The following is a 22,186-nucleotide window of genomic DNA, read 5'->3' as shown; positions in this document are numbered from 1 at the left end:
TTTCGCTACTACACACCGCTCTGCCAACGACTGCCCATTTGCATCACCCAATCCACCCCCTTTCCTGCGAGAAATATGGCGATCAGGGTCGCCAACATACTCGCCCATCCGAGGAAAGCCCCGGAAGTCACGATCACCAACGTATTCAAGAGAAGTGAAAATTGGCCGATGCTGAAGCGTGGGTACTCGCGAGACAGCACCACGCAGACGATATCCATCCCGCCGGTCGATCCACGGCACATCAGAATGACGGCAATTGCCGCGCCGTTCAGCAGGCCCCCGAGCAGCGCGCCGAGCACTAGCCCATGAATGCCCGGTACGCCGCTAAAGAGCTTGAGAAAGAACGACATTGCCACTGTCCCAGCCAGACTGAGCAGAAGGAAACGTAACCCGACTACACGGAATCCGAGCAGAAACAGCGGGATATTGACGGCGAAATAGACGACATCGAACGGCAGCGCGAACTGACGGGAGGCCAACGCCAGAAGTCCCCCGAGGCCGGGAGGCAAAATCTGGTTCGGCTGGAGCAGCACGTAATAGTTCAAGGCGATAACGGCGCACCCGAGCGTAATCAGAACGATCTCCAGCCCCGTGCGCCACCATTGCGCGTGCTCCAGGATCGGCTTGTTCATAGGCCACGCACGCCGGGGTGTAAACGCTTGATGTTCTCTTTTATCGGCTGTGGCAACGCATCGACGAACCGGCGAATCGGGGTCGTCTTGAGGAGCAGTGCAAAGAGAGCGTACCCGCGCCGTGTCCCCGTCATCAATCCTGGCCTTCCACCAACACGAAATAGCGTTGCTCGGCATTGAGGATAAATTCGAGCATCGTTGTCCTGACGCGTTTCGCGTCACGTTCGAGGAAGCCGTTCAGCAAGTCATGCATGCCATCAAGCGCGATTTTCTGGGTGGATGAGTCAGTCAACGTCAGCGATCTGACTTGCTGTGCGTGATCGGTGAAGCGTCTGATGGTCTCCTGCAGCCGTCTGTTCTGCACGGCTCCGAGCCACACATCGCGAAACTCCACATTGGCGGCAATCAAGGCGACGCCGTCCTGTTTTTCATATGCTCGACGGGCGTTCTGGTAGCCACGCTTTAGCGCGGCATCATGCTTATCCGTCAGCGCAGCGGTCGCGCCGGCCGCCGCGCTCGGTTCAAGTAGCCGGCGGACTTCGAAAATCTCATGGATGTCGGCGTTCGTCAGCATGGGCATGACGAAGCCGCGCGTGGTCCCGACCAGGTATCCCTCGTTGACCAGTCGCAGGAGTGCCTGACGAACAGGCATGCGCGTGCAGTCGAATTCGTTGGCTATCTCATAGTCGAGAATGCGTTCGTTCGCCGCAATGTCTCCGCGCTGTAGCCGAGCGCGAACCTCCTGGTAAATCGTCTCGGTCAGCGTGGTCTGTTTGAGCTCAGTCCGACTGGGCGTCTTCGCAACTTTTGCGACCTGCGTTGTCATGATAAGCGGTTCCCAAATCTGAATTCGGAATTCTCTACTTCGCCCATCTTCGCTGTCTTGTATGGCGATTGTCAAGGTGCTCGTCCAAGGTGCCGTCCGCTCCTTGAGCATCAGTGAAAACCCGCTCCCGCAAATCATCCACCCCTGATAGATAAGGGTTACGCCGTTCCTCGCCCCAAATCTGGCGCCCGCAATTAGTTGACATCTAAATTTTTCCACCTTAACGTCTCGACAACCTAAAAACTGAATTCAGTTTGCAAAAACAGACCGGGGAAACGGCTCGGTGGACCAAACTGGTAACCAAGGATTCGACCGATGTTCTTTCGCTCGCTGAAGCCGGGCCTCGCCAGTGAACGACACCTCGCGCTGATATGGCTCGCGCTTGGAAGCGCACCAATGGCGGAGTTTGCCGCTCATGCGAAGCCGGACGCACTCGTGCTCGATCTTCAGCATGGCTTGTGGGAGCGCGGCGCGCTCGAATCGGCGATTGGCGCCGTCGGTGCGCAGGTGCCGGTGATTGCCCGCTGCGCCGAAAATTTGCACAGCGCCATCGCCCAGGCGCTCGATGCCGGCGCCGCTTCAGTGCTGGTGCCGCTCATTGAAACGGCGGCCGACGCACGAAGGGCCGTGTCGGCAGGACGCTACCCGCCGGCGGGGCTGCGTTCAGCCGGCGGTGTGCGCCCCTTGCTGGCCGGGCTCGAAGCGATGCTGGCCGCCGATCGCGAAGTGGCAATCGGCCTGATGATCGAGACGGTCGAGGGAGTCGAGAACGTCGAAGCCATCGCCGCGGTGCCGGGCGTCGACTATTTGTTCATCGGAACCGGCGATCTTTGTCTGTCGCGCGGCACCAGCGATAGCGAGGTAATCGGCCGCGATTGCGAGCGGGTTCTACGTGCCGCCACGGCGCGCGGATTGCCGTGCGGCATCTTCACCGGCGACGCAAGCGCCGCGCGTCGCGCGTTGGAGAGCGGATACCGGATGGCCGTGTGCGCCAATGACATTGAATTGGTCAAGCAAGGATTCCTGACGGCTGGAGAAGAGGTTCGCCGCTCATGCGAGACGCCTGCCTCTCCTATCGATCAGAACACGCTGAGGACGCCATGAGTATCACGAGACAAGCGATCGCAACGATGCCGGATTCGCCCATCATCGACGTCTGGCGCCTGGGCGCTGGCCGCAGTGACGTCATCGGTCTGTGGGCGGGAGAAAGTGATTTGCCGACGCCGCAGGCGTTTTGCGACGCGGCCAATCGTGCGCTGGCAGCCGGACACACCTTTTATTCGGCCAATCGCGGCATCCCTCAATTGCGGGAGGCGATCCGCGCCTACTACGACAGGCTGTGCGGAATCCGCGTGGCAGACGAGCGCATCGCCGCCACTTGCGGTGGCATGAATGCGGTGATGCTCGTCGCGCAAGCCATCATCGAACCGGGCGACAACGTCGTGTGCGTGACGCCGTCGTGGCCCAACATTCTGCGCGCCGTCACGATCACCGGCGCCGAGGTTCGCAGCGTACCGCTCAGCTGCGGCGCTGACGGATGGCATCTCGATCTGCAGCGGCTCTTCGACGCCTGTGATGCACGCACGAAAGCCATCTACTACGCCTCGCCCGGCAACCCGACCGGCTGGATGATGGAAGCGGACCAGCAGAAGCCGCTGCTCGAATTCGCGCGTTCACGCGGCATCTCGATCCTTGCCGACGAGGTCTACCAGCGCATCGTCTATGACCGGCCCTATGCGCCTTCGCTGCTTGAAATCGCCACGCCGGACGATCCGGTGTTCGTGATCAACAGCTTTTCCAAGGCGTGGCTGATGACCGGCTGGCGTATGGGCTGGCTCGTGTATCCGCGCGCCATGCTCGACACCTTCGAGAAACTGATCCAGTTCAACACCAGTGGCGGGCAGGCGTTCCTGCAGGCAGGCGCGGCAGCGGCGCTCGACGAGGGCGAGCCGATCGTCGAATCGTTCGTGTCGCGCTGCCGTGGGGGCCAGCGAATCGTGCTCGATCGTCTGCGCACGCTGGAGGGGCTGCACGTGATGCCGGCGAGCGCGTCGTTCTATCTGATGTTCAGTATCGACGGCATTACCGACACGCTCGAATTCTGCAAGCGCGCCGTGCGCGAGGCCGGGGTGGGACTCGCGCCGGGCATCGCGTTCGGCGAGGAGTCGGCGCACCAGATCCGCCTGTGCTATGCGCGCAGCGACGCCAGCCTGATCGAAGCCATGGATCGACTCGAACCACTATTGCGCCGGCGGCCCTAGACCAGTCCGCCCAGCCAGGATTTTGCAGCACTCGTGATCGGCCGTCATCGCCGGGCCGGTTATCCATCCAACAAGAGAGACTCGTCAATCATGCAACGCAAACTCCACGCCGCAACGGTAATCCTGGGAATCGGTTTAACGGGGACCGCCTTCGCGCAAGGCGACGTCACGCTCTACGGTATTGTCGACCAGAGCGTGCGCTTCACGAACAATTCGAATGCCGCCAACGACAACCAGGTGCAGTTGACCAATGGCGCCATCACCAACAGCCGCTGGGGCCTGAAGGGAGACGAAGACCTCGGGGGTGGCCTGAAGGCGCTGTTCCGCCTCGAAAGCGGTTTCGATCCGCAGAACGGCAGTCTCAACCAGGGCGGGCGACTCTTCGGCCGCTACGCATACGTCGGGCTGTCCGGCAGACTCGGCACCTTCACGCTCGGCCGCCAGGGCGCGGAGGCATTCAATTTCTTCGGCGACTTCGATCCGTTGACCGTAGGCAACTATACGGCGAACTCGTGGCCGTTCTTCATGACGGTGGGCCGCATCGACAATGCCGCGACCTACGCCGGGCAGTTCGGCGGCCTGCATCTTGGCGCGACCTACGGCTTTGGTCAGCAGGCCGGCAGCCTGAGCAGGAACTCCTCCTGGAGCGTGCGCGCGTCTTACGACCTGGGTCCGGTGAGCTTCGGCGGTACGTACCAGGAAACGCGCGACCTCAGCAACAACATCCAGCGCATGTGGGGCGCGGCCGCGAAGTATTCCGCCGGCCTCGCCACGCTGTTCGTCGGCTACATGGGCGGCCAGGATGGCACGGGCTTTGTCGACGGCGCGCTCAACGATCCGAGCCGCACCGTCACCACCGGCTCGTTCGCCGACAACAAACGCCGCGACATGACGTTCTACACCGGCATCACCTATCAGGCGTTGCCGGCCTTGAGCCTGACGGGCGCCGCGTACTACGACGACATGCACAACATCAACGGCCTTGGCGGCAACACCGGCCAGCGCTACACCGGCGTGCTGCTGGCCGAGTACGCGCTGTCCAAGCGCACCCAGGTCTATGCGACGGTCGACTACAACCACGTCAGCGGCGGCGCGTTCACCGAGCTGCCTGGCAAGAATAACCAGACGGGCGCTGCCGTCGGCATTCGCCACCTGTTCTAAAGCGCGCTCGTCGAAACATTGAAAGGAACGACTCATGACCTATTCCGCCGAACCCGATCGCGAGGGGTGGCTGCTGTACCACTCGGTCGGCATGTTTCCCGGCCAGGAGGACGCCATGCGCAGCGCGCTCGACACTTTCGCGTCGAGCTGGTGCCGGCCCGATCTCCAGCGCTGGGACTACGGTCTCGCCGCTCGACGGCAGGTGCTCGATCAGTGGGCCACGCTGGTCAACGCTCCGTCGCATGCCGTCTTCGCGTCGGAGAACGTCACTGAAGCGTTCGCGCGCTTCGTCGGCGCGCTTGGCCGTCGGCGTCTGGCCGGCCGGCGCGTGCTGATTGCCGGGGATTGCTTCCCGAGCCTGCACTACATGCTGCGCGGGCTCGAGCCCGTGCTGGGCTTTACGCTCGACACGGTGCCGGTCGCACCCGGCGCAGCGTTCGTGACCGACGAGGCATTCATCGCCCGTTGGCAGGACGATGTGGCGCTGGCCGTCGTCACCTGGGTCACGTCGACCGCTTCGAAGCGGGCGGACGTCAAGCGGCTCGCCGCGCACGCTCGGGCCCAGGGCAGCCTGACCGCAGTCGACATCACCCAGGGCGCGGGCATCCTCGATTTCGACGTCACGCAGCCGGCCGTCGATTTTGTCGCGAGCACCACGCTCAAGTGGTTGTGCGGCGCGCCGGGCACCGGGCTCGCGTACCTCAATCCGGAGTTGCTCGACAGCGACATGGCACCGCTCGTGCAAGGCTGGTTCAGCCAACCCGACCCATTCAACTGGGACCTCGCGCGCTTCTCATTGGCCGCCGATGCGCGCCGCTTCGACAACGGCACGCCATCGTTTTTGCCGTTCGTCGCCTCGAGCCCGGGCCTCGCGTGGCGGCTCTCGATCGCGGCGGCCGGCATGCGCGAGCACAACCTTGCGCTGTCGCACCGGTTGATTGCGCTGGCCGATGCCAAGGGCTACCGGTTGCGCTCACCGCGCGACGATGCGCAGCGCGGCGGCAGCGTGATGGCGGATTTGCCGGCGCACGTCGATCCGCACGAACTCGAAGTTTCTCTGGCGAAGCACGGACTTCTGGTGGATACGCGCGGCTGCACCGTGCGCATGTCACCCGGCATGCTGACTTCCCATGCGGCGCTCGACACGCTGTCGACGCTGCTCCCCGCAGGCTGACCCACTGACGCAGCACAACCACTACACGGACACGGGAACGCGACATGGAAGAGACGAGTATTACTGCACGCGAAAAGGGCTTGCACAAGGCCCTGACGCAGCGCCAGATCACGATGATCGGCATCGGAGGTGCAATTGGCACGGGCCTCTTCATGGGCAGCGGCATTGCGATCGGCTACGCCGGCCCGGCGGTGCTGATCAGCTACGCGATCGCCGCGCTGATCGCCGTGATCATGGTGTTCAGCCTCGCTGAGATGGCCGTGGCGCATCCGACCGCGGGCTCGTTCGGCACGTACGCGGAGATGTACCTGAGCCGCGGGGTCGGCTTCGTCGTGCGCTACACGTACTGGATTATCGAGGTGGTGGCGGTCGGCGGCGAAGCCATCGCCGTCGGCGTCTACATGGGTTTCTGGTTCCCAGGCGTTCCGGTGTGGCTGTGGTCCATCGCGTTCGGCATCGCGCTCGTCTACGTCAACTGCCGGTCGGTGACGAACTTCGGCTCGTTCGAATACTGGTTCGCATTGATCAAGGTGGTGGCGATCCTCGGCTTCATCGTGGTCGGCGTCGCGAAAGTGTTCGGTCTCGGAACGGGGACGCCCGCAATCGGCCTGCACAATCTCACCGGCTTGCCGGGCGGCTTCATGCCGCATGGTTTCGGCGGCGTGTGGATGGGCGTGTTGATGGCGATTTTCTCGTTCTACGGCGTGGAAATCGTGGCCGTGACCTCGGGCGAGGCGAAAGATCCGGCACGCGCCATTCCGCATGCGCTGCGATCGATGGTGGGGCGCCTCACGCTTTTCTATATTCTCGCGCTCGGTCTCATGGTCGCCTATCTTCCCTGGACCGAAGCCGGTGCGAAGGTGGTGCAGCAAAGTCCGTTCGTGAAGCTTTTCGCGCACGCAGGTATCGCGCACGCGGCGGGGCTGATGAACTTCGTCGTGATCACGGCGGCGCTCTCGAGCATGAACACCAACATCTACCTGTCCTCGCGCACGTTGTTCTCGCTCGCGCGCGGCGGTTACGCGCCGCGCTGGATCGGCTCGCTGACCGCGAACGGCACGCCTCTCGTCGCTACGCTGATTTCCGGTGCCGGCGTGCTGGCGGCAGCGGCGGTGTCGTTTTTCAGCCCGCTCGCATACAACTACCTGTTCGGTATCGCGTTGTTCGGCGGCATCTTCGTGTGGATCGTGATTCTCGCCACTCACCTGCGATTTCGCCGCGCATGGCGAGGCCGTACGCTGCCGGTGCGCATGCCGCTGTTCCCGATCGCGCAAATCACCGGCATTGCCTTGCTGAGCGCGATTCTGGTGACCATGGGGCTGGACACCGAATTCTGGAACATCTCCTGGATCGTCGGCGTGCCGTGGCTGATCGCCATTTCCCTGGTGTACTTCTTCTATCGCAAGCGGCTCGCGCAATCGGTGGTCGCTAACGCCGCCAACGCCTGAATCGGATCACCCACAAGGAACGTCATGGCCGAGCGGTCATTTGTCGAAGAAGTGAAGAAGCTGCGCCTGGGTGCGGGCGAGGTTTTCAGCGGCGAGGGGATTCTCGCGGTGACCAAGGCGCTGCTGGAGTCGGGCGTAGCGTATGTGGCCGGCTATCAGGGCGCGCCCATTTCGCACCTGATGGACGTGCTCGCCGACGCCCAGGACATCCTCAGCGATCACGGCATCCGCTTCGAAAACAGCGCGAGCGAAGCCACCGCAGCGGCTTCGCTCGCGGCCTCAGTGAACTATCCGCTGCGCGGCGCGGTGACTTTCAAGGCCACCGTCGGCACCAACGTCGCTTCCGATGCGCTGGCGAATCTCGCTTCGGGCGGGGTGACGGGCGGCGCGCTGATCATCGTTGGCGAAGACTACGGCGAAGGCTCCTCGATCATGCAGGAACGCAGCCATGCCTTCGCGATGAAATCGCAGATCTGGCTGCTCGATCCGCGGCCGAACCTGCCGTGCATCGTCCAGGCGGTGAAGGACGGCTTCGATCTTTCGGAAGCGAGCCACACGCCGGTGATGCTGCAACTGCGCATTCGCGCGTGTCACGTGCACGGGCAGTTCATCGCCTCGGATAACCGCCGCTCGGCGTTCTCGATCAAGGATGCGCTCGAAAACCCGAATCGCGACGTGAGCCGCATCGTGCTGCCGCCCGCGAGCTTCCTGCACGAGCAGGAGAAGATCAACGAGCGGTGGCCCGCGGCGGTGAAGTTTATCGAGGAACGTCAGCTCAACGAATTTTTCCAGGCGGATGCCGCCGAGATCGGTATCGCCGTGCAGGGCGGCAGTTACAACACCGTGCTGCGCGCGCTCGAACGCCTCGGTCTGGCTGACGTGTACGGCGAGTCGAAGGTGCCGCTATACGTGATGAACGTCGCGTATCCACTCGTCGATTCCGAGTGGCAACGGTTCTGCGAGGACAAGCGCGCCGTGCTCGTCATCGAGGAAGGCCAGCCGAACTTCGTCGAACAGAACGCCAGCGCGATCCTGCGCCAAACCGATTGCGCGACGATGCTGCACGGTAAGGACATGCTGTCGCTGGCAGGTGAATACAGCACGGCGACGGTCATGAAGGGTCTGCGCACGTTCTTCGAGCGCTACGGCATGCTCGCGCCGGAGCCGGTCGCGCCGGGCGCGCGCAAGGTGATTCCGCTTGTGGCGGCACCCGCTACCGCTTCAGCGTCCGCGCCGGAACCGGTCGGGCTGCTCGATGAAAACGTCCATGCGCGGCCGCCCGGCTTTTGCACCGGTTGCCCCGAGCGGCCGATCTTCACCGCGATGAAACTGGTCGAGCGCGAACTGGGCACGCACCACGTGAGCGCGGATATCGGCTGCCATCTGTTTTCGATTCTGCCGCCGTTCAATCTCGGCAGCACGACGATGGGCTACGGCCTCGGCAGCGCGAGCGCCGCGGCACTGAACGCACCGGCGGACAAGCGGGCGATCTCGGTCATGGGCGACGGCGGGTTCTGGCACAACGGCCTGACCAGCGGGATCGCAAACGCCGTCTTCAACAAAAGCGACAACCTCACTGTCATCGTCGACAACAGTTATACGTCGGCGACCGGAGGACAGGACATCCTCTCCTCCACGGCGCTCAATCCGACCCGCAGCACCGGGCACGAGATCGAGCGGGCCGTGCGCGGCGTCGGGGTCGACTGGGTGCGCACCGTTCGCCGCACCTACGACCTGAAGGCGATGATGGCCACGCTCAAGGAAGCGCTCACCACCCAGACCAAAGGCCCGAAGGTGCTGATCGCGCAAAGCGAGTGCATGTTGAACAAGCAACGCCGCGAGAAGCCGAAGGTGCGCAAGGCGATCGCGGCCGGCGAGCGCGTGGTGCGCGAACGCTTTGGTGTCGATTCGGATACCTGTACCGGCGATCACTCGTGCATCCGTCTGTCCGGTTGCCCGTCGCTGTCGGTCAAGCAGAACCCAGACCCGTTGCGCACCGATCCGGTTGCCACCGTGCTCGATAGCTGCGTGGGCTGCGGACTGTGCGGGGAAGTGTCCCATGCCGCCGTGCTGTGCCCGTCGTTTTACCGTGCGCAGATCGTCAGCAACCCGACCCGCGTCGACCGTCTGCGGCAGCGCGTGCGCGACGGGCTGATCGGCTGGTTGCAGCGGCGAGAGGCTGCGCGCCGCGCGCGCTACGCGTTCTGATCAATGAGAGTTCCACTATGAAAGCCCAACCGATCAAAATCGCCATTCTCGCCATGGGCGGAGAGGGCGGTGGCGTACTCGCCGACTGGATCGTCGATCTCGGCGAACACAACGGCTACTACGCGCAGACCACCTCGGTGCCGGGTGTGGCGCAACGCACCGGCGCAACCATCTATTACGTCGAGCTGTTTCCACGGGAACTCGCGGACCGTGCCGGCCGCGCGCCAGTGCTCGCGCTGATGCCGCTGCCCGGCGACGTCGATGTGGTGCTCGCCTCCGAACTGATGGAAGCCGGGCGTGCGGTGCAGCGCGGTCTCGTGACGCCCGATCGCACCACGCTCGTGGCCTCGACGCACCGCGTCTATTCGATTGCCGAGAAGACCGCGATGGGCGACGGGCGAGTGGATAGCGACGCATTGATCGCGCATGCGGGCAAGGCCGCGAAGCGTTTCGTGCGCTTCGACATGGCCCGGGCGGCCGAAGCCTGCGGCAGCGTGATCAGCGCCGTGCTGTTCGGCGCGCTGGCCGGCACGGGCGTGTTGGCGTTCAGCCGCGAGCAGTTCGAGGCGACGATCGAGCGTGGCGGCGTGGGCGTAAAGCCGAGCCTGCATGCGTTCGGCGTGGCCTACCTGAAGGCGAACGAAGCCGGACAACCTGTTGACGACAACACAGAATTTGCGACTGGCGGCATGGATTTGAAGCCACGCGACTCGAAGGTAGCGGGTCTCGTCGAACGCGTTTGCACTCAATTCCCCGCCGAGGTTCAGCCAATGGTGACCGAGGGTGTGCGCCGGTTGATCGACTACCAGGACCCTGACTACGCAGGACTTTATCTCGATCGCCTGGCCGACGTAGGCCGCGGGCTCAGGCAGCAGGACATCACGCTCGTGCGTGAGACCGCGCGCCACCTGGCGCTATGGATGTCGTACGAGGACACCATTCGTGTGGCCGATCTCAAGACGCGTGGTTCACGCTTCGAGCGGGTACGCGGCGAAGTGCGCGCACAAGTGGACCAACTCCTCGCGATCAACGAGTTCATGCATCCGCGGATCGAGGAAATCTGCGAGACGTTGCCTGCGTCGCTCGGCAGATGGCTGATGCGTCCGCACTGGGTGCATCGCCTCGTGCGCCGCTTCACGCAGGCGGGCCGAATCGTGACCACCAGCTCGCTGCGCGGCTACCTGCTGCTCTACGCGGTCTCGCGCATGCGCGGCTGGCGCCGTGCCACGCTGCGCTACCAGATGGAAAATGCGCGCATCGAACACTGGCTGAGCCAGGTGCTCGAAGCGGCGCAACGCAATACGGCGCTTGCCGTCGAGGTCGTCCAATGCCAGCGGCTCGTCAAGGGCTACAGCGACACGCACGCGCGCGGATTGGCCAACTACGAGAAGGTGATGACCGCCGTGGCCCGCGCGGGTGCGCTGCTGGCGCCCGCCACTCTGCGTGAGCTGCGCGAAGCGGCACTCGCCGACGAGCACGGCAAGAAGCTGCAGGAAGCGCTCGGGCGACACGCGTTGGCCTGAGCGTCAGGCGCCGGGGACGGTCCGACGCGGTCGATTCCACCCACGTGAAGAGAGAAGGCTAAGTAGTGCGATATTTTTTTATCAGGGGGTTGGGACAGCACGACAACGATGAGTGCCTGGACGATTCGCGCAGCCCACGACGATGGTTCACCTATCACGGATATAACTGACACATTCCCTATGACAACAGTTCTCGATCAACTCGTCCGGGAAATCTCGGTCGGAAGCGTTCGCGTCGTCGATCTGACGCAGACACTTTCCCCCGATTTCCCCGCCCTGGAATTGCCGCCTGAATTCGGCCAGGTGTGGGCGTTCAAGATGGAGCAGATTAGCCGGTATGACGAAAGGGGCCCGGGGTGGTACTGGAACAATTTCTCGTGCGGCGAGCATACCGGGACACACTTTGACGCGCCGGTTCATTGGGTGAGCGGCAAGGATCACGCGCGTAATGCGGTCGACACGATCGAAGTGAATCACTTCATTGCGCCGGCGGTCGTGATCGACGCCAGCAAAGAGGTCGCGGCTAATCCCGACTGGTTGCTGACGAAGGAATTCCTCGAGCGTTGGGAGTCGCAGCACGGCAAGATACCTGCGTCTGCGTGGGTGTTGTTCCGCACCGACTGGTCGAGGCGGACAGACCCGGCGGAATTCGTCAACCTGAGGGAGGACGGCGCACACACGCCGGGGCCGACCCAGGAAGCCGTGGAGTGGCTGATCCACGAGCGGCACGTCCATGGCTTTGGCGTAGAAACGATTAACACCGACGCGGGCCAATCCTATGCCTGGCCAGTTCCGTATCCGTGCCATACGCTGATGCACGGCGCCAACCGTTACGGATTGCAGTGCCTGAAAAATCTGGATGAATTGCCCGCAACTGGAGCCGTGATTCTTTCCGCGCCGCTAAAAATTCAATCTGGCTCCGGCAGTCCGCTTCGAGTACTCGCCCTTGTTCCCGGTCGATGAGCGCACTCGACTGTTTGGCGCCGTGCCGCCATCGGAGAAGCGGCGGCACGGCGGCCCCTTCGAATCCCGCTAGTGCTGACCCAACGCCCGCGCGCGCTGATCGGCGACGATTCGACTCGCTTGTTGAGCATTGGCCGGATAGTGCTCAAAATTGGTTGGAGGCTTGAATCCCGCAGCACGCCAGGCGACAAGGTCGGCTTTGACGTCAGCGCGTGTGAGAGGCGCAGGCGGACTGGATGCCATAGGAGGAGACGTCTGTGCCATCGCGGGAGCGATGCTTGCTGCGCCGAACAGAATGTTCAGCACGGCCACAGTGAAATTCTTCATGACGAATCCTCCTAAGAGGTTGTGCGGTTCCTCAATGATCGTAGACGTTATTTTGCCGTTCTTCCACCCGGGTGACTTTCTTACGATGTACCGGCTTGCAGGGCGGCGGTGATTACGGATATACAAACCACGCCGCCGCCTGCAAAAATAGGAGGGTAGCCGGCGCGCAACGATCCGCGCCCGGCGCCGTCGCGATCCGAATCAAAAGTAGGAGTACGTCCATGGGCAGGCTTGCCAAATCCCCTGTAGGCACACGGAGAGCGCGGCGGTGGCTGGCGGCTGCGATGCTGGCGGTGTTCTGCTGCCTGTGCCAGAACGCCTTCGCGCAAGCAGACGACCGCGCGGCGAGCCTGCGCGAGAAATACGAGAGCCTGACGCAGCAGCTCGCGCACAATCAGTTCCAACGACCGCTCTACCTCGAATCGCAGGAGTTGCCTTCGGCACTCCAGGGCGAGATTTACGGTGTGCTCAACCATCCGTTCTCGACGCTCAACACAACGCTCAACGACCCGGCTCAGGGCCCGGCCAACTGGTGCGACGTGCTGATCCTGCATCTGAACACCAAGTACTGCCATGCAGCGACGAGCGCCAGTGGCACGGTCCTCTCGGTGAACATCGGCAAGAAAACGCCGGAGTCGCTTTCCTCGTCCTACCGCGTGCAATTCAACTATCGCGCGACGGCGAGCAGTCCCGATTATGTTCGCGTGGAGCTCAGCGCCGCTACGGGTCCGCTGAGCACCAAAGACTACCGTATCGTGCTGGAGGCGATACCCGTGGGCGATAGCCGAACCTTTATCCACCTGACCTACGCCTACGGTTACGGTGCGGCGGGACGGTTTGCGATGAAAACCTATCTGGCGACGATCGGCAGCGACAAGGTCGGCTTTTCTTCCGCGCCCGAATCGTCGACGGGCGAGAAGCGTTACATCGGCGGCGTGCGCGGTCTGGTGGAGCGCAATACCATGCGCTATTACCTCGCCATCGATGCCTATCTGGGTGCGCTTTCCAGCCCGCCCAACGCCCGCCTCAACAAGCGTCTCGCCGACTGGTTCGATGCTACCGAGCAGTATCCGCGGCAATTGCACGAAGTCAGCCGCGCTGACTACATGCAAATGAAGCACGAGGAGTATCAACGTCAGCAGACCGCCCAGTAGGCCGCGCTGCACGCGCACCGCTTCGTGTTCCGGCAAGTGTATTCATGGCGAGAGTCGAGCGGACAGCGGGAGGGAATCATGACTGGTAGCCAGCTCACAATCTACGCAACCGACCAGCGGCAACGGATCAGGCACATGTCGATCGTCGAATGGATTCTCGATGAGGCCAGGGGCGCAGGCATCCAGGGCGCGACGGTCGTCGAAGTCGCCGAAAGCGTCGATGTGAAGGGCAAGTATCACGCGGCTCGCTTTTTCGAGCTGGCCGAACAGTCGGTCGCCGTGACGATCATTGCCGTCGATGCGGACATCGACGCACTGCTCGCAAAGCTCGACGGCGGCAGCGTGCGTCTCTTTTACACACGCGCGCCGGTCGAGTACGACACGCTCGGAACGGACGGAGCGAGCTGATGGACTTCAGCGTGACTCCCGCCGGAGACAACATCCCGCTCGAAGCCGGCGCGATCCAGCCGGTGAAATGCGACGCGCACACGCGACACGGCACCCCGCGAGTGGCGCAATGCAACATGCAACGTCGCCAGGTCGATGCACTAGAATGAGTGATGGACTCCGTTGGCCTGAACCGACCAGTCCTGCTCGGCCGTAGCGGTCATGTGGCGGTTCCGGGCCGAGTGGTGGAGGAAGATATGAACGGTTACCAACTGACGTTCTATACAGAACAGAACCGCCATCACGGTCACCGCACGGTGTGCGAATGGCTTCTTCACGAAGCGAAGCAGCTAGGCATTCATGGCGCGACCGTCATCAATTGCGCGGAAGGCACGGGCCATGCGGGTGCGCATCATGCCGCCCATATGCTCAAGCTCGCAGACCAACCCCTGCAGGTCATCCTCGCCGTTACCGAAGATGAAGCGCAGCGCATGCTCGACACCGTCAAGAGCGAACGAGTGCACGTGTTCTATACGCGCTCGCCCATCGAGTTCGGGGTGCTGGGTGAAAAAGAGCAGCGTGGTGAGCAGAAGCACCTTTCGCTGTTCGGGTGCAAGCTGCGTTAAGCGGCCCATGTCGCCCCGGTTTGACACAGGCTCAAGCCTGGATCGCAATGAAATCCCCGACCTTCCTCGACCAGCTGTCGTTGACCACGGCAGACAAGTCACAATGGCGGAATTCTAACGACAGAAAAAGTATGCATCGGCAACAAGGCGCGATTGCGAGCGGGCCACCGCGCAAGGCTTCGCAATTCGCGCAACACCTGCAGTGATGAAGCGTGTCTGCTGCTTCTATCCGCTACGCATCAATGAACTCATGCGGAAGCGGTCGTCAAGCGCGGGCGTTTCGGTGTCGTCGTGCGAAAAAGCTGTCGTGGCTTCGCTAAGCGGATAAAACAAAGGCTGCAAAAGCGCGTCATGTGCCATATATAAAGGCATGTTTCATGTGCGCCGGAGAAGCGCTCGCTTCTTGCAATCTGCGCTCAGTAACATATGCTCCTGTCAGAAGCGTTTTCAGGTTCTTTTTCCCGGAGCCGCCATGCAAAGGACCCACCGCCAGGCTCGATGTGGTCCTGCACAAAAGGCAGCGCCACCGCAGCGCGCCCGACGCTTCTCCGTTCACCTCGGGTAGAGGTTGCATGGATAGGAGAGGTCTGCATGAGCAACGACCGCGCATCGGACGCGTCGTACCGCGCCGCGCTATCCAGCGATGAGCTCCGATGCATCGACGCGTGGTGGCGCGCCTGCAATTACCTCTCGGTCGGCATGATTTATCTCAGGGACAATCCGCTTTTGCGCGAGCCCCTGACAGTCGAAAATGTGAAGCACCGTCTGCTCGGACACTGGGGCGCGAGCCCCGCGCTGTCGTTTGTCTGGGCGCACCTGAATCGCGTGATCAAGCGCGACGACCTCGACGTGATTTTCATGGCCGGCCCCGGACACGGCGCGCCCGGCGTACTCGGCCCCGCTTATCTGGAAGGCACTTATTCGGAGGTGTATCCGGACAAGAGCGAAGACGCCGAGGGCATGCAGAAGTTCTTCAAGCAGTTCTCGTTTCCGGGCCATATCGGCTCGCATGTGACGCCCGAAACACCGGGCTCGATTCATGAAGGCGGTGAACTCGGCTACAGCCTCTCGCATGCTTATGGCGCCTCACTCGACAACCCCGATCTGATCGTGGCCTGCGTAGTCGGCGATGGCGAGGCCGAGACAGGTCCGCTTGCCACCGCGTGGCATTCGAACAAGTTCATCAATCCCGCGCGCGACGGCACCGTCCTGCCGATCCTGAACCTGAACGGCTACAAGATCGCCAATCCGACGATCCTCTCGCGCATCAGCCATGCGGAGCTGGCGGCATTATTCGAGGGCTACGGTTATACGCCGTATTTCGTCGAAGGATCGGACCCGTCGGAGATGCATCAGAAGATGGCCGGCACGCTCGATACGGTCATCAGCGAAATCCGCGCGATTCATGAAAGAGCGCGCGCAAACGGAGGCGCCGAGCGCCCACGCTGGCCGATGATCGTCCTGCGTTCGCCGAAGGGCTGGACCGGACCCAAGGAAATCAAAGGCCATAAGGTGGAGGGCTCGTGGCGCTCACATCAGGTGCCGTTTTCCGATGTGCGCGGCAACCCCGCGAATCTCGAACTGCTGGAAAGCTGGATGCGCAGCTACAAGCCAGAAGAGCTTTTCGATGACAACGGACGGTTGTTTTCCGAATTGCGTGCGCTTGCGCCGCAAGGGCCGCGCCGCATGAGCGCCAATCCGCATACGAACGGCGGCCTGTTGCGCCGCGAGTTGAAGCTGCCGGACTTTCGCGACTACGCGGTGGAAGTCGCGCACGCCGGCAAGGTGCTGCGCGAGAATACGCAGCCGCTCGGCCAGTTCCTGCGCGACACGATGCGTTGCAACATGAACACGTTCCGCGTCTTCGGCCCCGACGAGACCGCGTCTAACCGCCTGCAGGCGATCTATGAGGTCAGCAAGAAAGTGTGGATGGCCGACATGCTGCCCGAGGACGACGACGGCGGCGAACTCTCGCGCGACGGTCGTGTGATGGAGATGCTCTCGGAACACACGCTGATGGGCTGGCTCGAAGGCTATCTGCTGTCCGGGCGTCACGGCTTCTTTCACACTTACGAAGCGTTCGCGCATGTGGTGGACTCGATGTTCAACCAGCACGCAAAGTGGCTGGACGTGTGCAAGAACCATGTGCCGTGGCGCGCTTCGGTGGCCTCGGAGAACATCCTGCTTTCGTCGACGGTATGGCGTCAGGATCATAACGGCTTCTCGCATCAGGACCCCGGTTTCATTGACCTCGTCACCAACAAGAGTCCGTCGGTCACGCGCGTCTATTTGCCGCCGGACGCCAATACGTTGCTCGTCGTAGCGAACGAGTGCCTGCGCTCGACCGATTGCATCAATGTGATCGTCGCCGACAAGCAGAAGCATCTGCAATTTACGACCATCGACGAAGCGGTGGTGCATTGCGCGAAGGGCATGGGCGTATGGCGGCGCGCGAGCAATGACGAAGATGCGGAGCCCGATGCGGTGATGGCTTCATGCGGAGACGTCGCCACGCAGGAAGCACTCGCGGCGACGGCGATTTTGCGCGAGCGTTTGCCCGAACTGCGACTGCGCTTCGTGAACGTGGTCGATCTGTTCAGGATGCAGCCGGTGACCGAGCATCCGCACGGCTCTACCGAGCGCGAGTTCGACAGCCTGTTTACGGTCGACAAGCCCGTGATTTTCAATTTCCACGGCTACCCGTGGCTGATTCACAAGCTCGCGTACCGCTTTCGCAATCACGAGAATCTGCACGTTCGCGGCTACACGGAGAAAGGCAACATCAATACGCCGCTCGAACTCGCGATCCTTAACAAGGTGGACCGTTTCAACCTCGTGCTCGACGTGCTCGACCGCGTGCCGCGCTTGCAGGGCAGAACCGCGCATCTGCGAGACGACATGAGGAATTCGATTATCCTCAACATGAATTACGCGCATGAGCACGGCACCGATAGCCCCGAGATCTCCGAATGGGTGTGGCCGTATTGAGCGGTTCGCAGTCTGCGCCGTGCATCTCTCGCGCGCATGGCTCGAATCAAACTCTTTCAGACGAGCGTTAAAAGCATAAGGAGTCGTCGCAATGAAAGCGCCTGAGCGTCCCCTGCGCATCGCGTTGAGCGCGCCAGTTTCGGGCGTGCTGGTGCCGCTGGATAGCGTGCCCGATCCGGTCTTCGCGCAGAAGCTGGTCGGCGACGGCGTGTCGATCGATCCGACGTCGGATGAGTTGTTGGCGCCGCTTTCCGGCAAAATCACGCAACTGCACAGTGCGAGCCATGCGCTGACGATCACCGGCGACAGCGGACTGCAAGTCCTGTTGCATATCGGACTCGACACCGTGCTGTTGCGCGGCGAGGGCTTCATGCCGCTGGTCAAGGAAGGCGATACCGTCGCGGCTGGCACACCGCTGATCCGCTTCGACCCCGTGGTGGTCGGCGCGAAGGCGAGCAGCCTACTCACGCAGATGGTGATCGCCAACGGCGAACTCGTCGCCCGCTATGTGCCCGCTAAAGGCCTCGTCAACGCGGGTACCGACACGGCCCTGTATGTCGAGCTGGTCGGCAGCGTCGCGGAGAAGGAGACGGCGGGCGCGGGCGGCGCAATCCTCTCCGGCGAAATCACGCTGCCGAATCCGGCGGGCCTGCATGCGCGGCCCGCTGCCGTCGTCGCTGTGGAAGCGAAGAAGTTCACCTCCGAAATCCGCCTGCTGCGCGGCAGCGACAGCGTCAACGCGAAGTCGGTCGTCGCGATCATGGGGCTCGCCAGCACGTTCGGAGACAAGCTGCGCGTCGAGGCCCGCGGACCCGACGCAGCGGAAGCGGCGAGCGTGCTTGCGCGGCTGCTCGCCGACGGTTCTGGCGAAAAGCCCGGCGACGCACCCGCGTCTGCGGCAACTTCGGCACCTGCGGTTTCAACCGCCGAGCCAATCGCCACCCGCGCCGCAGCCACCGACGCCGACGCCGACGCCGACGAGTTCACCGGCGTCTGCGCTTCGCCGGGACTTGCCGTCGGCAACGTGGTGCAGTTCCGCCAGCAAGTGATCGACGTGAACGAGGCGGGCGAGTCGCCGCAACTCGAGCGCGCGCAACTCGAAGCGGCGCGACACCAGGCGCGTCAGCAGATCGAAGCGCTGAAAGCGACGCTCGCCGATGCGTCGAAGGCGCAGATTCTGGCTGCGCATCTCGAACTGCTGGACGACCCCGACCTGAGCGATATGGCGATCGCCAGCATCAGCGAAGGCAAGGGCGCGGGCTTCGCCTGGCGCGAGGCTTTCCAGAAGCAGGCGAGCATGCTCGAGAAGCTCGACAACCCGCTGCTGCGCGAACGCGCAGGCGATATCCGCGACGTCGGCCGCCGGGTGCTCGCGTTGGTCGCGGGCGTCAGGCAGGCGCAGATCGACGTGCCGCAGGACTCGATTCTGGTTGCCGAAGAACTGTCGCCGTCTGACACTACGTCGCTCGATCGCAGCAAGGTGCTCGGCTTCTGCACGACGACCGGCGGGGCGACGAGCCATGTTGCGATCCTCGCGCGTTCGCTCGGCATCCCCGCGATTTGCGGTATCGACGCACGCGCGCTACAACTGGCCGACGGCACCCCCGTTGTGCTCGACGGTTCGGGCGGCCGCTTGCGGCGCCACCCGAGCGCCGGCGAACTGGCGCAGGCGCACGAACGCATCGGACGCCAGGCCGCCAAACGCGAAGCCGAAAAGCTCGCGGCGGGCAAGCTCGCGATGACAGCCGACGGCCACCGCATCGAAGTCGTCGCGAACATCCGCAACGCGCAGGAAGCGCGCGACGCGGTGGCGGCGGGCGCCGAAGGCGTGGGCCTGTTGCGTTCCGAGTTCCTGTTCGATGCGCGCGACACCGCGCCGTCCGAAGACGAGCAGGCTGCCGAATACTGTGCGGTAGCCGAAGCGCTCGGCCGCGAACGTCCGCTCGTAGTCCGCACGCTCGACGTCGGCGGCGACAAACCGCTGTCGTATCTGCCGCTGCCGAAGGAAGACAATCCGTTCCTCGGTTTGCGCGGCGTGCGGGTGAGCCTCGCCCGTCCCGACATTTTCCGTACGCAGTTGCGCGCGATCCTGCGCGCAGCGCCGCTTGGCAATCTGCACGTGATGTTCCCGATGATTGCGACGATTGAGGAAGTGAGGGCGGCGCGCAGGATCCTGCTCGAAGAAGCCGGCGACCACTCGGCGAGCGTCAAGGTCGGCGTCATGATCGAAGTCCCGGCCGCCGCGTTGATCGCGGAGCCACTCGCGCGCGAAGTCGACTTCTTCTCGATCGGCACGAACGACCTGACGCAATACACGCTCGCGATGGACCGTGGTCATCCGCAACTCGCGAAGCAGGCCGACGCGCTTCACCCCGCGGTACTGCGTCTGATCGGCATGACGGTCGAGGGCGCGCACCAGCACGGCAAATGGGTCGGCATTTGCGGCGGCATCGCGTCGGATGCGATGGCCGTGCCCGTGCTCGCGGGTCTCGGCATCGACGAACTGTCGGTCAGTATTCCCGCTATCGGTTCGGTCAAGGCCCAGCTTGCGCGGTTGACGATGACCGAGGCCCGCAAGCTCGCCGCCGACGTGCTGCGTTTGGGCACCGCCGCGGAAGTCCGCGCGCATCTTTCCCGTTTTGCCGACTGAGCGGATCAAGAGGAGACCTGCCATGTTTTCACATGCGTTCGGAGTCTTGCAGAAAATCGGCAAGTCGCTGATGCTGCCGGTCGCGGTGCTGCCGGTGGCCGGCCTGTTGCTCGGTCTCGGCGCGACCGACTTCCACGGTTACGTGCCGGCGGTCGTGCTCGCGCTGATGAAGAATTCGGGCGACGTGATCTTCGCGAACCTGCCGCTGATCTTCGCGATCGGTGTCGCGCTCGGCTTCACCGAGAACGACGGTGTCTCGGGCATTGCCGCGACGATCGGCTATCTGGTGATGACGGCGACGCTTGGCGTCATCGCGAAGGTCGAGGGCATCGAGCCCGACATGATCATGGGCATCCCGTCGATCCAGACCGGCGTGTTCGGCGGCATCCTGGCCGGTGGCCTCGCGGCGTGGATGTTCAACCGTTACTACCGGATCACCTTGCCGTCGTATCTCGGCTTCTTCGCCGGCAAGCGCTTCGTGCCGATCGTCACGGCGATCGGCGCCATCGTGCTCGGCGGCATCCTGTCCTTCATCTGGCCGCCGATCGGCAGCGGCATCAAGGCCTTCTCGCACTGGGCGGCGGTGTCCGATCCGCGCACCGCGGCAACGGTCTACGGTTTTGTCGAGCGTCTGCTGATTCCGTTCGGCCTGCATCACATCTGGAACGTGCCGTTCTTCTTCGAAATGGGCAGCTATCGCGATCCGACAACCGGCAACACGGTGCACGGCGACATCACGCGCTTCTTTGCGGGCGATCCGACCGCAGGCATCCTCGCGGGCGCGTTCCTGTTCAAGATGTTCGGTCTGCCCGCGGCGGCGATTGCGATCTGGCACTGCGCGAACCCGGAGAAGAAAGTGGCCGTCGGCGGCATGATGATTTCGGCCGCGCTGACGTCGTTCCTCACCGGCATCACCGAGCCGATCGAATTCGCGTTTCTGTTCGTCGCGCCGGTCCTTTACTTCATCCACGCGTGCCTCGCGGCGTCGGCGCAGTTCGTCGCGAACACGCTGGGCATGCGCATGGGCTTCACGTTCTCGCAAGGCGGGATCGACTTCCTGATGTTCAACCTGGTCGGCAATAAGGGCACGCACGCCTGGTACGTGTTCATTCTCGGTCCAATTTACGCGGTGATCTATTACGGTGTGTTCCGCTTCTTCATCACGCGCTTCAACCTGAAGACGCCCGGCCGTGAGGACGACACCGTCGAAACCGCACCGCTCGCCGCGAGCGGCACAGGCGGACGTCCGCGAGAACTCGTGCATGCGTTCGGCGGACGCTCGAACATCACCAGTCTCGACGCGTGCATTACGCGTCTGCGCATATCCGTGAAAGACCCCGCGCGCGTCGACGAAGCAAAGCTGAAGGCACTCGGCGCAGCGGGCGTGATGCGAGTCGGCAATGGCGTGCAAGCGATCTTCGGGCCGCTGTCGGAGAACCTGAAAACCGACATGCAGGAGTATCTGAAGACAGCAGGCAGCGACGCCGACCTCGCCCCGGCTGGCATGCCCGTCACACCGGGCGAACCCGTAGCCAGCGCTGGCGCTACGGCTGCTGCGGTGCTGGCAGGCTCAGCGCAAAGCTCGGCGCAGCAGATCGCGCGTGCGGAAAAGATTCGCGCGGCGCTCGGCGGGGCGAGCAACATCATCAAGCTCGACGCGCTCGCGGCCACGCGCCTGCGCGTCGAACTATCCGACGTATCGAGGATCGACGCGGCCGCGTTGAAGGCGGCGGGCGTGCCCGCGACGCAAGCATTGAAGAATGGCGCGATCGACCTGCTGGTCGGACTCGGCGCGGAGAACCTCGCCGGCGCGATCCAATGGGAGCCGGCGGCCCATCCAGCCCCGGCGTGAAATACG

The 22,186-nt window shown here is 63.2% G+C and carries 18 protein-coding genes; 15 read left to right on the top strand and 3 right to left on the bottom strand.

Annotated features, from left to right (window positions below):
- Positions 1–8: 8 nt before the first annotated feature.
- Positions 9–632 (bottom strand): YitT family protein, encoded by a 624-nt coding sequence (locus tag PQQ53_RS15920; RefSeq protein ID WP_408324794.1) that lies wholly within the window; start codon positions 630–632, stop codon positions 9–11.
- A gap of 133 nt (positions 633–765) precedes the next feature.
- The gene (locus tag PQQ53_RS15915) at positions 766–1,458 is read right to left on the bottom strand and encodes a GntR family transcriptional regulator (RefSeq protein WP_408146090.1); all 693 of its coding nucleotides are present in this window, start codon (positions 1,456–1,458) and stop codon (positions 766–768) included.
- A gap of 315 nt (positions 1,459–1,773) precedes the next feature.
- Between PQQ53_RS15915 and PQQ53_RS15910 the strand changes: the two genes are divergently transcribed.
- The 8 genes from PQQ53_RS15910 (at position 1,774) to PQQ53_RS15875 (ending at position 12,196) form a co-directional block, all read left to right on the top strand.
- Positions 1,774–2,562, top strand: a complete 789-nt coding sequence (locus PQQ53_RS15910; RefSeq protein ID WP_408324792.1) for an HpcH/HpaI aldolase family protein — start codon at positions 1,774–1,776, stop codon at positions 2,560–2,562.
- Entirely contained in the window at positions 2,559–3,719 is a 1,161-nt protein-coding gene (locus PQQ53_RS15905; protein ID WP_408157235.1) for a pyridoxal phosphate-dependent aminotransferase, read from the top strand. The genes PQQ53_RS15910 and PQQ53_RS15905 overlap by 4 nt, the downstream gene beginning before the upstream one ends.
- Before the next feature lie 90 nt (positions 3,720–3,809).
- Positions 3,810–4,880, top strand: coding sequence for a porin (locus tag PQQ53_RS15900; RefSeq protein WP_408324791.1), 1,071 nt, complete (start codon positions 3,810–3,812; stop codon positions 4,878–4,880).
- Positions 4,881–4,914: 34 nt separating this feature from the next.
- Complete coding sequence (locus tag PQQ53_RS15895; protein ID WP_408324789.1) at positions 4,915–6,054, top strand: aminotransferase class V-fold PLP-dependent enzyme; 1,140 nt, start codon at positions 4,915–4,917, stop codon at positions 6,052–6,054.
- A 44-nt stretch (positions 6,055–6,098) separates the two neighbouring features.
- Positions 6,099–7,502, top strand: coding sequence for an amino acid permease (locus PQQ53_RS15890; RefSeq protein ID WP_408146080.1), 1,404 nt, complete (start codon positions 6,099–6,101; stop codon positions 7,500–7,502).
- 24 nt (positions 7,503–7,526) lie between these two features.
- On the top strand, positions 7,527–9,710 hold the full coding sequence (locus PQQ53_RS15885; RefSeq protein ID WP_408324787.1) for a thiamine pyrophosphate-dependent enzyme: 2,184 nt from the start codon (positions 7,527–7,529) through the stop codon (positions 9,708–9,710).
- A gap of 17 nt (positions 9,711–9,727) precedes the next feature.
- Positions 9,728–11,233 (top strand): indolepyruvate oxidoreductase subunit beta family protein, encoded by a 1,506-nt coding sequence (locus PQQ53_RS15880; protein ID WP_408324785.1) that lies wholly within the window; start codon positions 9,728–9,730, stop codon positions 11,231–11,233.
- 180 nt (positions 11,234–11,413) lie between these two features.
- Positions 11,414–12,196 carry a cyclase family protein gene (locus PQQ53_RS15875; RefSeq protein ID WP_408146074.1) on the top strand — a complete coding sequence of 261 codons (783 nt, stop codon included), beginning with the start codon at positions 11,414–11,416 and terminating at the stop codon, positions 12,194–12,196.
- Positions 12,197–12,265: 69 nt separating this feature from the next.
- Here PQQ53_RS15875 and PQQ53_RS15870 read toward each other — a convergent pair whose 3' ends face one another.
- Entirely contained in the window at positions 12,266–12,523 is a 258-nt protein-coding gene (locus PQQ53_RS15870) for a DUF4148 domain-containing protein (protein ID WP_408146072.1), read from the bottom strand.
- Positions 12,524–12,744: 221 nt separating this feature from the next.
- On the opposite strand from PQQ53_RS15870, the gene PQQ53_RS15865 reads away from it, so the two are divergent.
- The 7 genes from PQQ53_RS15865 to ptsG all read left to right on the top strand — a co-directional run bounded on the left by PQQ53_RS15865 (position 12,745) and on the right by ptsG (position 22,180).
- Entirely contained in the window at positions 12,745–13,677 is a 933-nt protein-coding gene (locus tag PQQ53_RS15865; RefSeq protein ID WP_408324783.1) for a hypothetical protein, read from the top strand.
- A 78-nt stretch (positions 13,678–13,755) separates the two neighbouring features.
- Positions 13,756–14,085 carry a putative PII-like signaling protein gene (locus PQQ53_RS15860; protein ID WP_408324781.1) on the top strand — a complete coding sequence of 110 codons (330 nt, stop codon included), beginning with the start codon at positions 13,756–13,758 and terminating at the stop codon, positions 14,083–14,085.
- The gene (locus PQQ53_RS15855; protein WP_408146067.1) at positions 14,085–14,234 is read left to right on the top strand and encodes a hypothetical protein; all 150 of its coding nucleotides are present in this window, start codon (positions 14,085–14,087) and stop codon (positions 14,232–14,234) included. The genes PQQ53_RS15860 and PQQ53_RS15855 overlap by 1 nt, the downstream gene beginning before the upstream one ends.
- 3 nt (positions 14,235–14,237) lie before the next feature.
- The gene (locus PQQ53_RS15850) at positions 14,238–14,690 is read left to right on the top strand and encodes a putative PII-like signaling protein (RefSeq protein WP_408146065.1); all 453 of its coding nucleotides are present in this window, start codon (positions 14,238–14,240) and stop codon (positions 14,688–14,690) included.
- Positions 14,691–15,281: 591 nt separating this feature from the next.
- Entirely contained in the window at positions 15,282–17,678 is a 2,397-nt protein-coding gene (locus PQQ53_RS15845) for a phosphoketolase family protein (RefSeq protein WP_408324780.1), read from the top strand.
- 91 nt (positions 17,679–17,769) lie between these two features.
- Positions 17,770–20,328, top strand: a complete 2,559-nt coding sequence (gene ptsP / locus PQQ53_RS15840) for a phosphoenolpyruvate--protein phosphotransferase (protein ID WP_408157215.1) — start codon at positions 17,770–17,772, stop codon at positions 20,326–20,328.
- A 22-nt stretch (positions 20,329–20,350) separates the two neighbouring features.
- Positions 20,351–22,180, top strand: a complete 1,830-nt coding sequence (gene ptsG, locus PQQ53_RS15835; protein ID WP_408324778.1) for a PTS glucose transporter subunit IIBC — start codon at positions 20,351–20,353, stop codon at positions 22,178–22,180.
- Positions 22,181–22,186: the final 6 nt, after the last annotated feature.

The organism is Paraburkholderia strydomiana (genome assembly GCF_046030495.1).
Taxonomy (GTDB): Bacteria; Pseudomonadota; Gammaproteobacteria; order Burkholderiales; family Burkholderiaceae; genus Paraburkholderia; species Paraburkholderia strydomiana_A.
The sequence above is the reverse complement of the archived record's forward strand: the minus strand, read 5'-3'. Positions and strand labels throughout refer to the sequence as shown.

Bases quoted from the DNA above. Each gene is read 5' to 3' on its own strand.
- PQQ53_RS15850 (WP_408146065.1), top strand. From the start codon at position 14,238: ATGGACTCCGTTGGCCTGAACCGACCAGTCCTGCTCGGCCGTAGCGGT.
- PQQ53_RS15880 (WP_408324785.1), top strand. From the start codon at position 9,728: ATGAAAGCCCAACCGATCAAAATCGCCATTCTCGCCATGGGCGGAGAG.
- PQQ53_RS15900 (WP_408324791.1), top strand. From the start codon at position 3,810: ATGCAACGCAAACTCCACGCCGCAACGGTAATCCTGGGAATCGGTTTA.
- PQQ53_RS15845 (WP_408324780.1), top strand. From the start codon at position 15,282: ATGAGCAACGACCGCGCATCGGACGCGTCGTACCGCGCCGCGCTATCC.
- PQQ53_RS15870 (WP_408146072.1), bottom strand. From the start codon at position 12,523: ATGAAGAATTTCACTGTGGCCGTGCTGAACATTCTGTTCGGCGCAGCA.
- PQQ53_RS15875 (WP_408146074.1), top strand. From the start codon at position 11,414: ATGACAACAGTTCTCGATCAACTCGTCCGGGAAATCTCGGTCGGAAGC.
- PQQ53_RS15920 (WP_408324794.1), bottom strand. From the start codon at position 632: ATGAACAAGCCGATCCTGGAGCACGCGCAATGGTGGCGCACGGGGCTG.
- PQQ53_RS15915 (WP_408146090.1), bottom strand. From the start codon at position 1,458: ATGACAACGCAGGTCGCAAAAGTTGCGAAGACGCCCAGTCGGACTGAG.
- PQQ53_RS15905 (WP_408157235.1), top strand. From the start codon at position 2,559: ATGAGTATCACGAGACAAGCGATCGCAACGATGCCGGATTCGCCCATC.
- PQQ53_RS15855 (WP_408146067.1), top strand. From the start codon at position 14,085: ATGGACTTCAGCGTGACTCCCGCCGGAGACAACATCCCGCTCGAAGCC.
- ptsG (WP_408324778.1), top strand. From the start codon at position 20,351: ATGTTTTCACATGCGTTCGGAGTCTTGCAGAAAATCGGCAAGTCGCTG.
- PQQ53_RS15865 (WP_408324783.1), top strand. From the start codon at position 12,745: ATGGGCAGGCTTGCCAAATCCCCTGTAGGCACACGGAGAGCGCGGCGG.
- PQQ53_RS15885 (WP_408324787.1), top strand. From the start codon at position 7,527: ATGGCCGAGCGGTCATTTGTCGAAGAAGTGAAGAAGCTGCGCCTGGGT.
- PQQ53_RS15910 (WP_408324792.1), top strand. From the start codon at position 1,774: ATGTTCTTTCGCTCGCTGAAGCCGGGCCTCGCCAGTGAACGACACCTC.
- PQQ53_RS15890 (WP_408146080.1), top strand. From the start codon at position 6,099: ATGGAAGAGACGAGTATTACTGCACGCGAAAAGGGCTTGCACAAGGCC.
- ptsP (WP_408157215.1), top strand. From the start codon at position 17,770: ATGAAAGCGCCTGAGCGTCCCCTGCGCATCGCGTTGAGCGCGCCAGTT.
- PQQ53_RS15895 (WP_408324789.1), top strand. From the start codon at position 4,915: ATGACCTATTCCGCCGAACCCGATCGCGAGGGGTGGCTGCTGTACCAC.
- PQQ53_RS15860 (WP_408324781.1), top strand. From the start codon at position 13,756: ATGACTGGTAGCCAGCTCACAATCTACGCAACCGACCAGCGGCAACGG.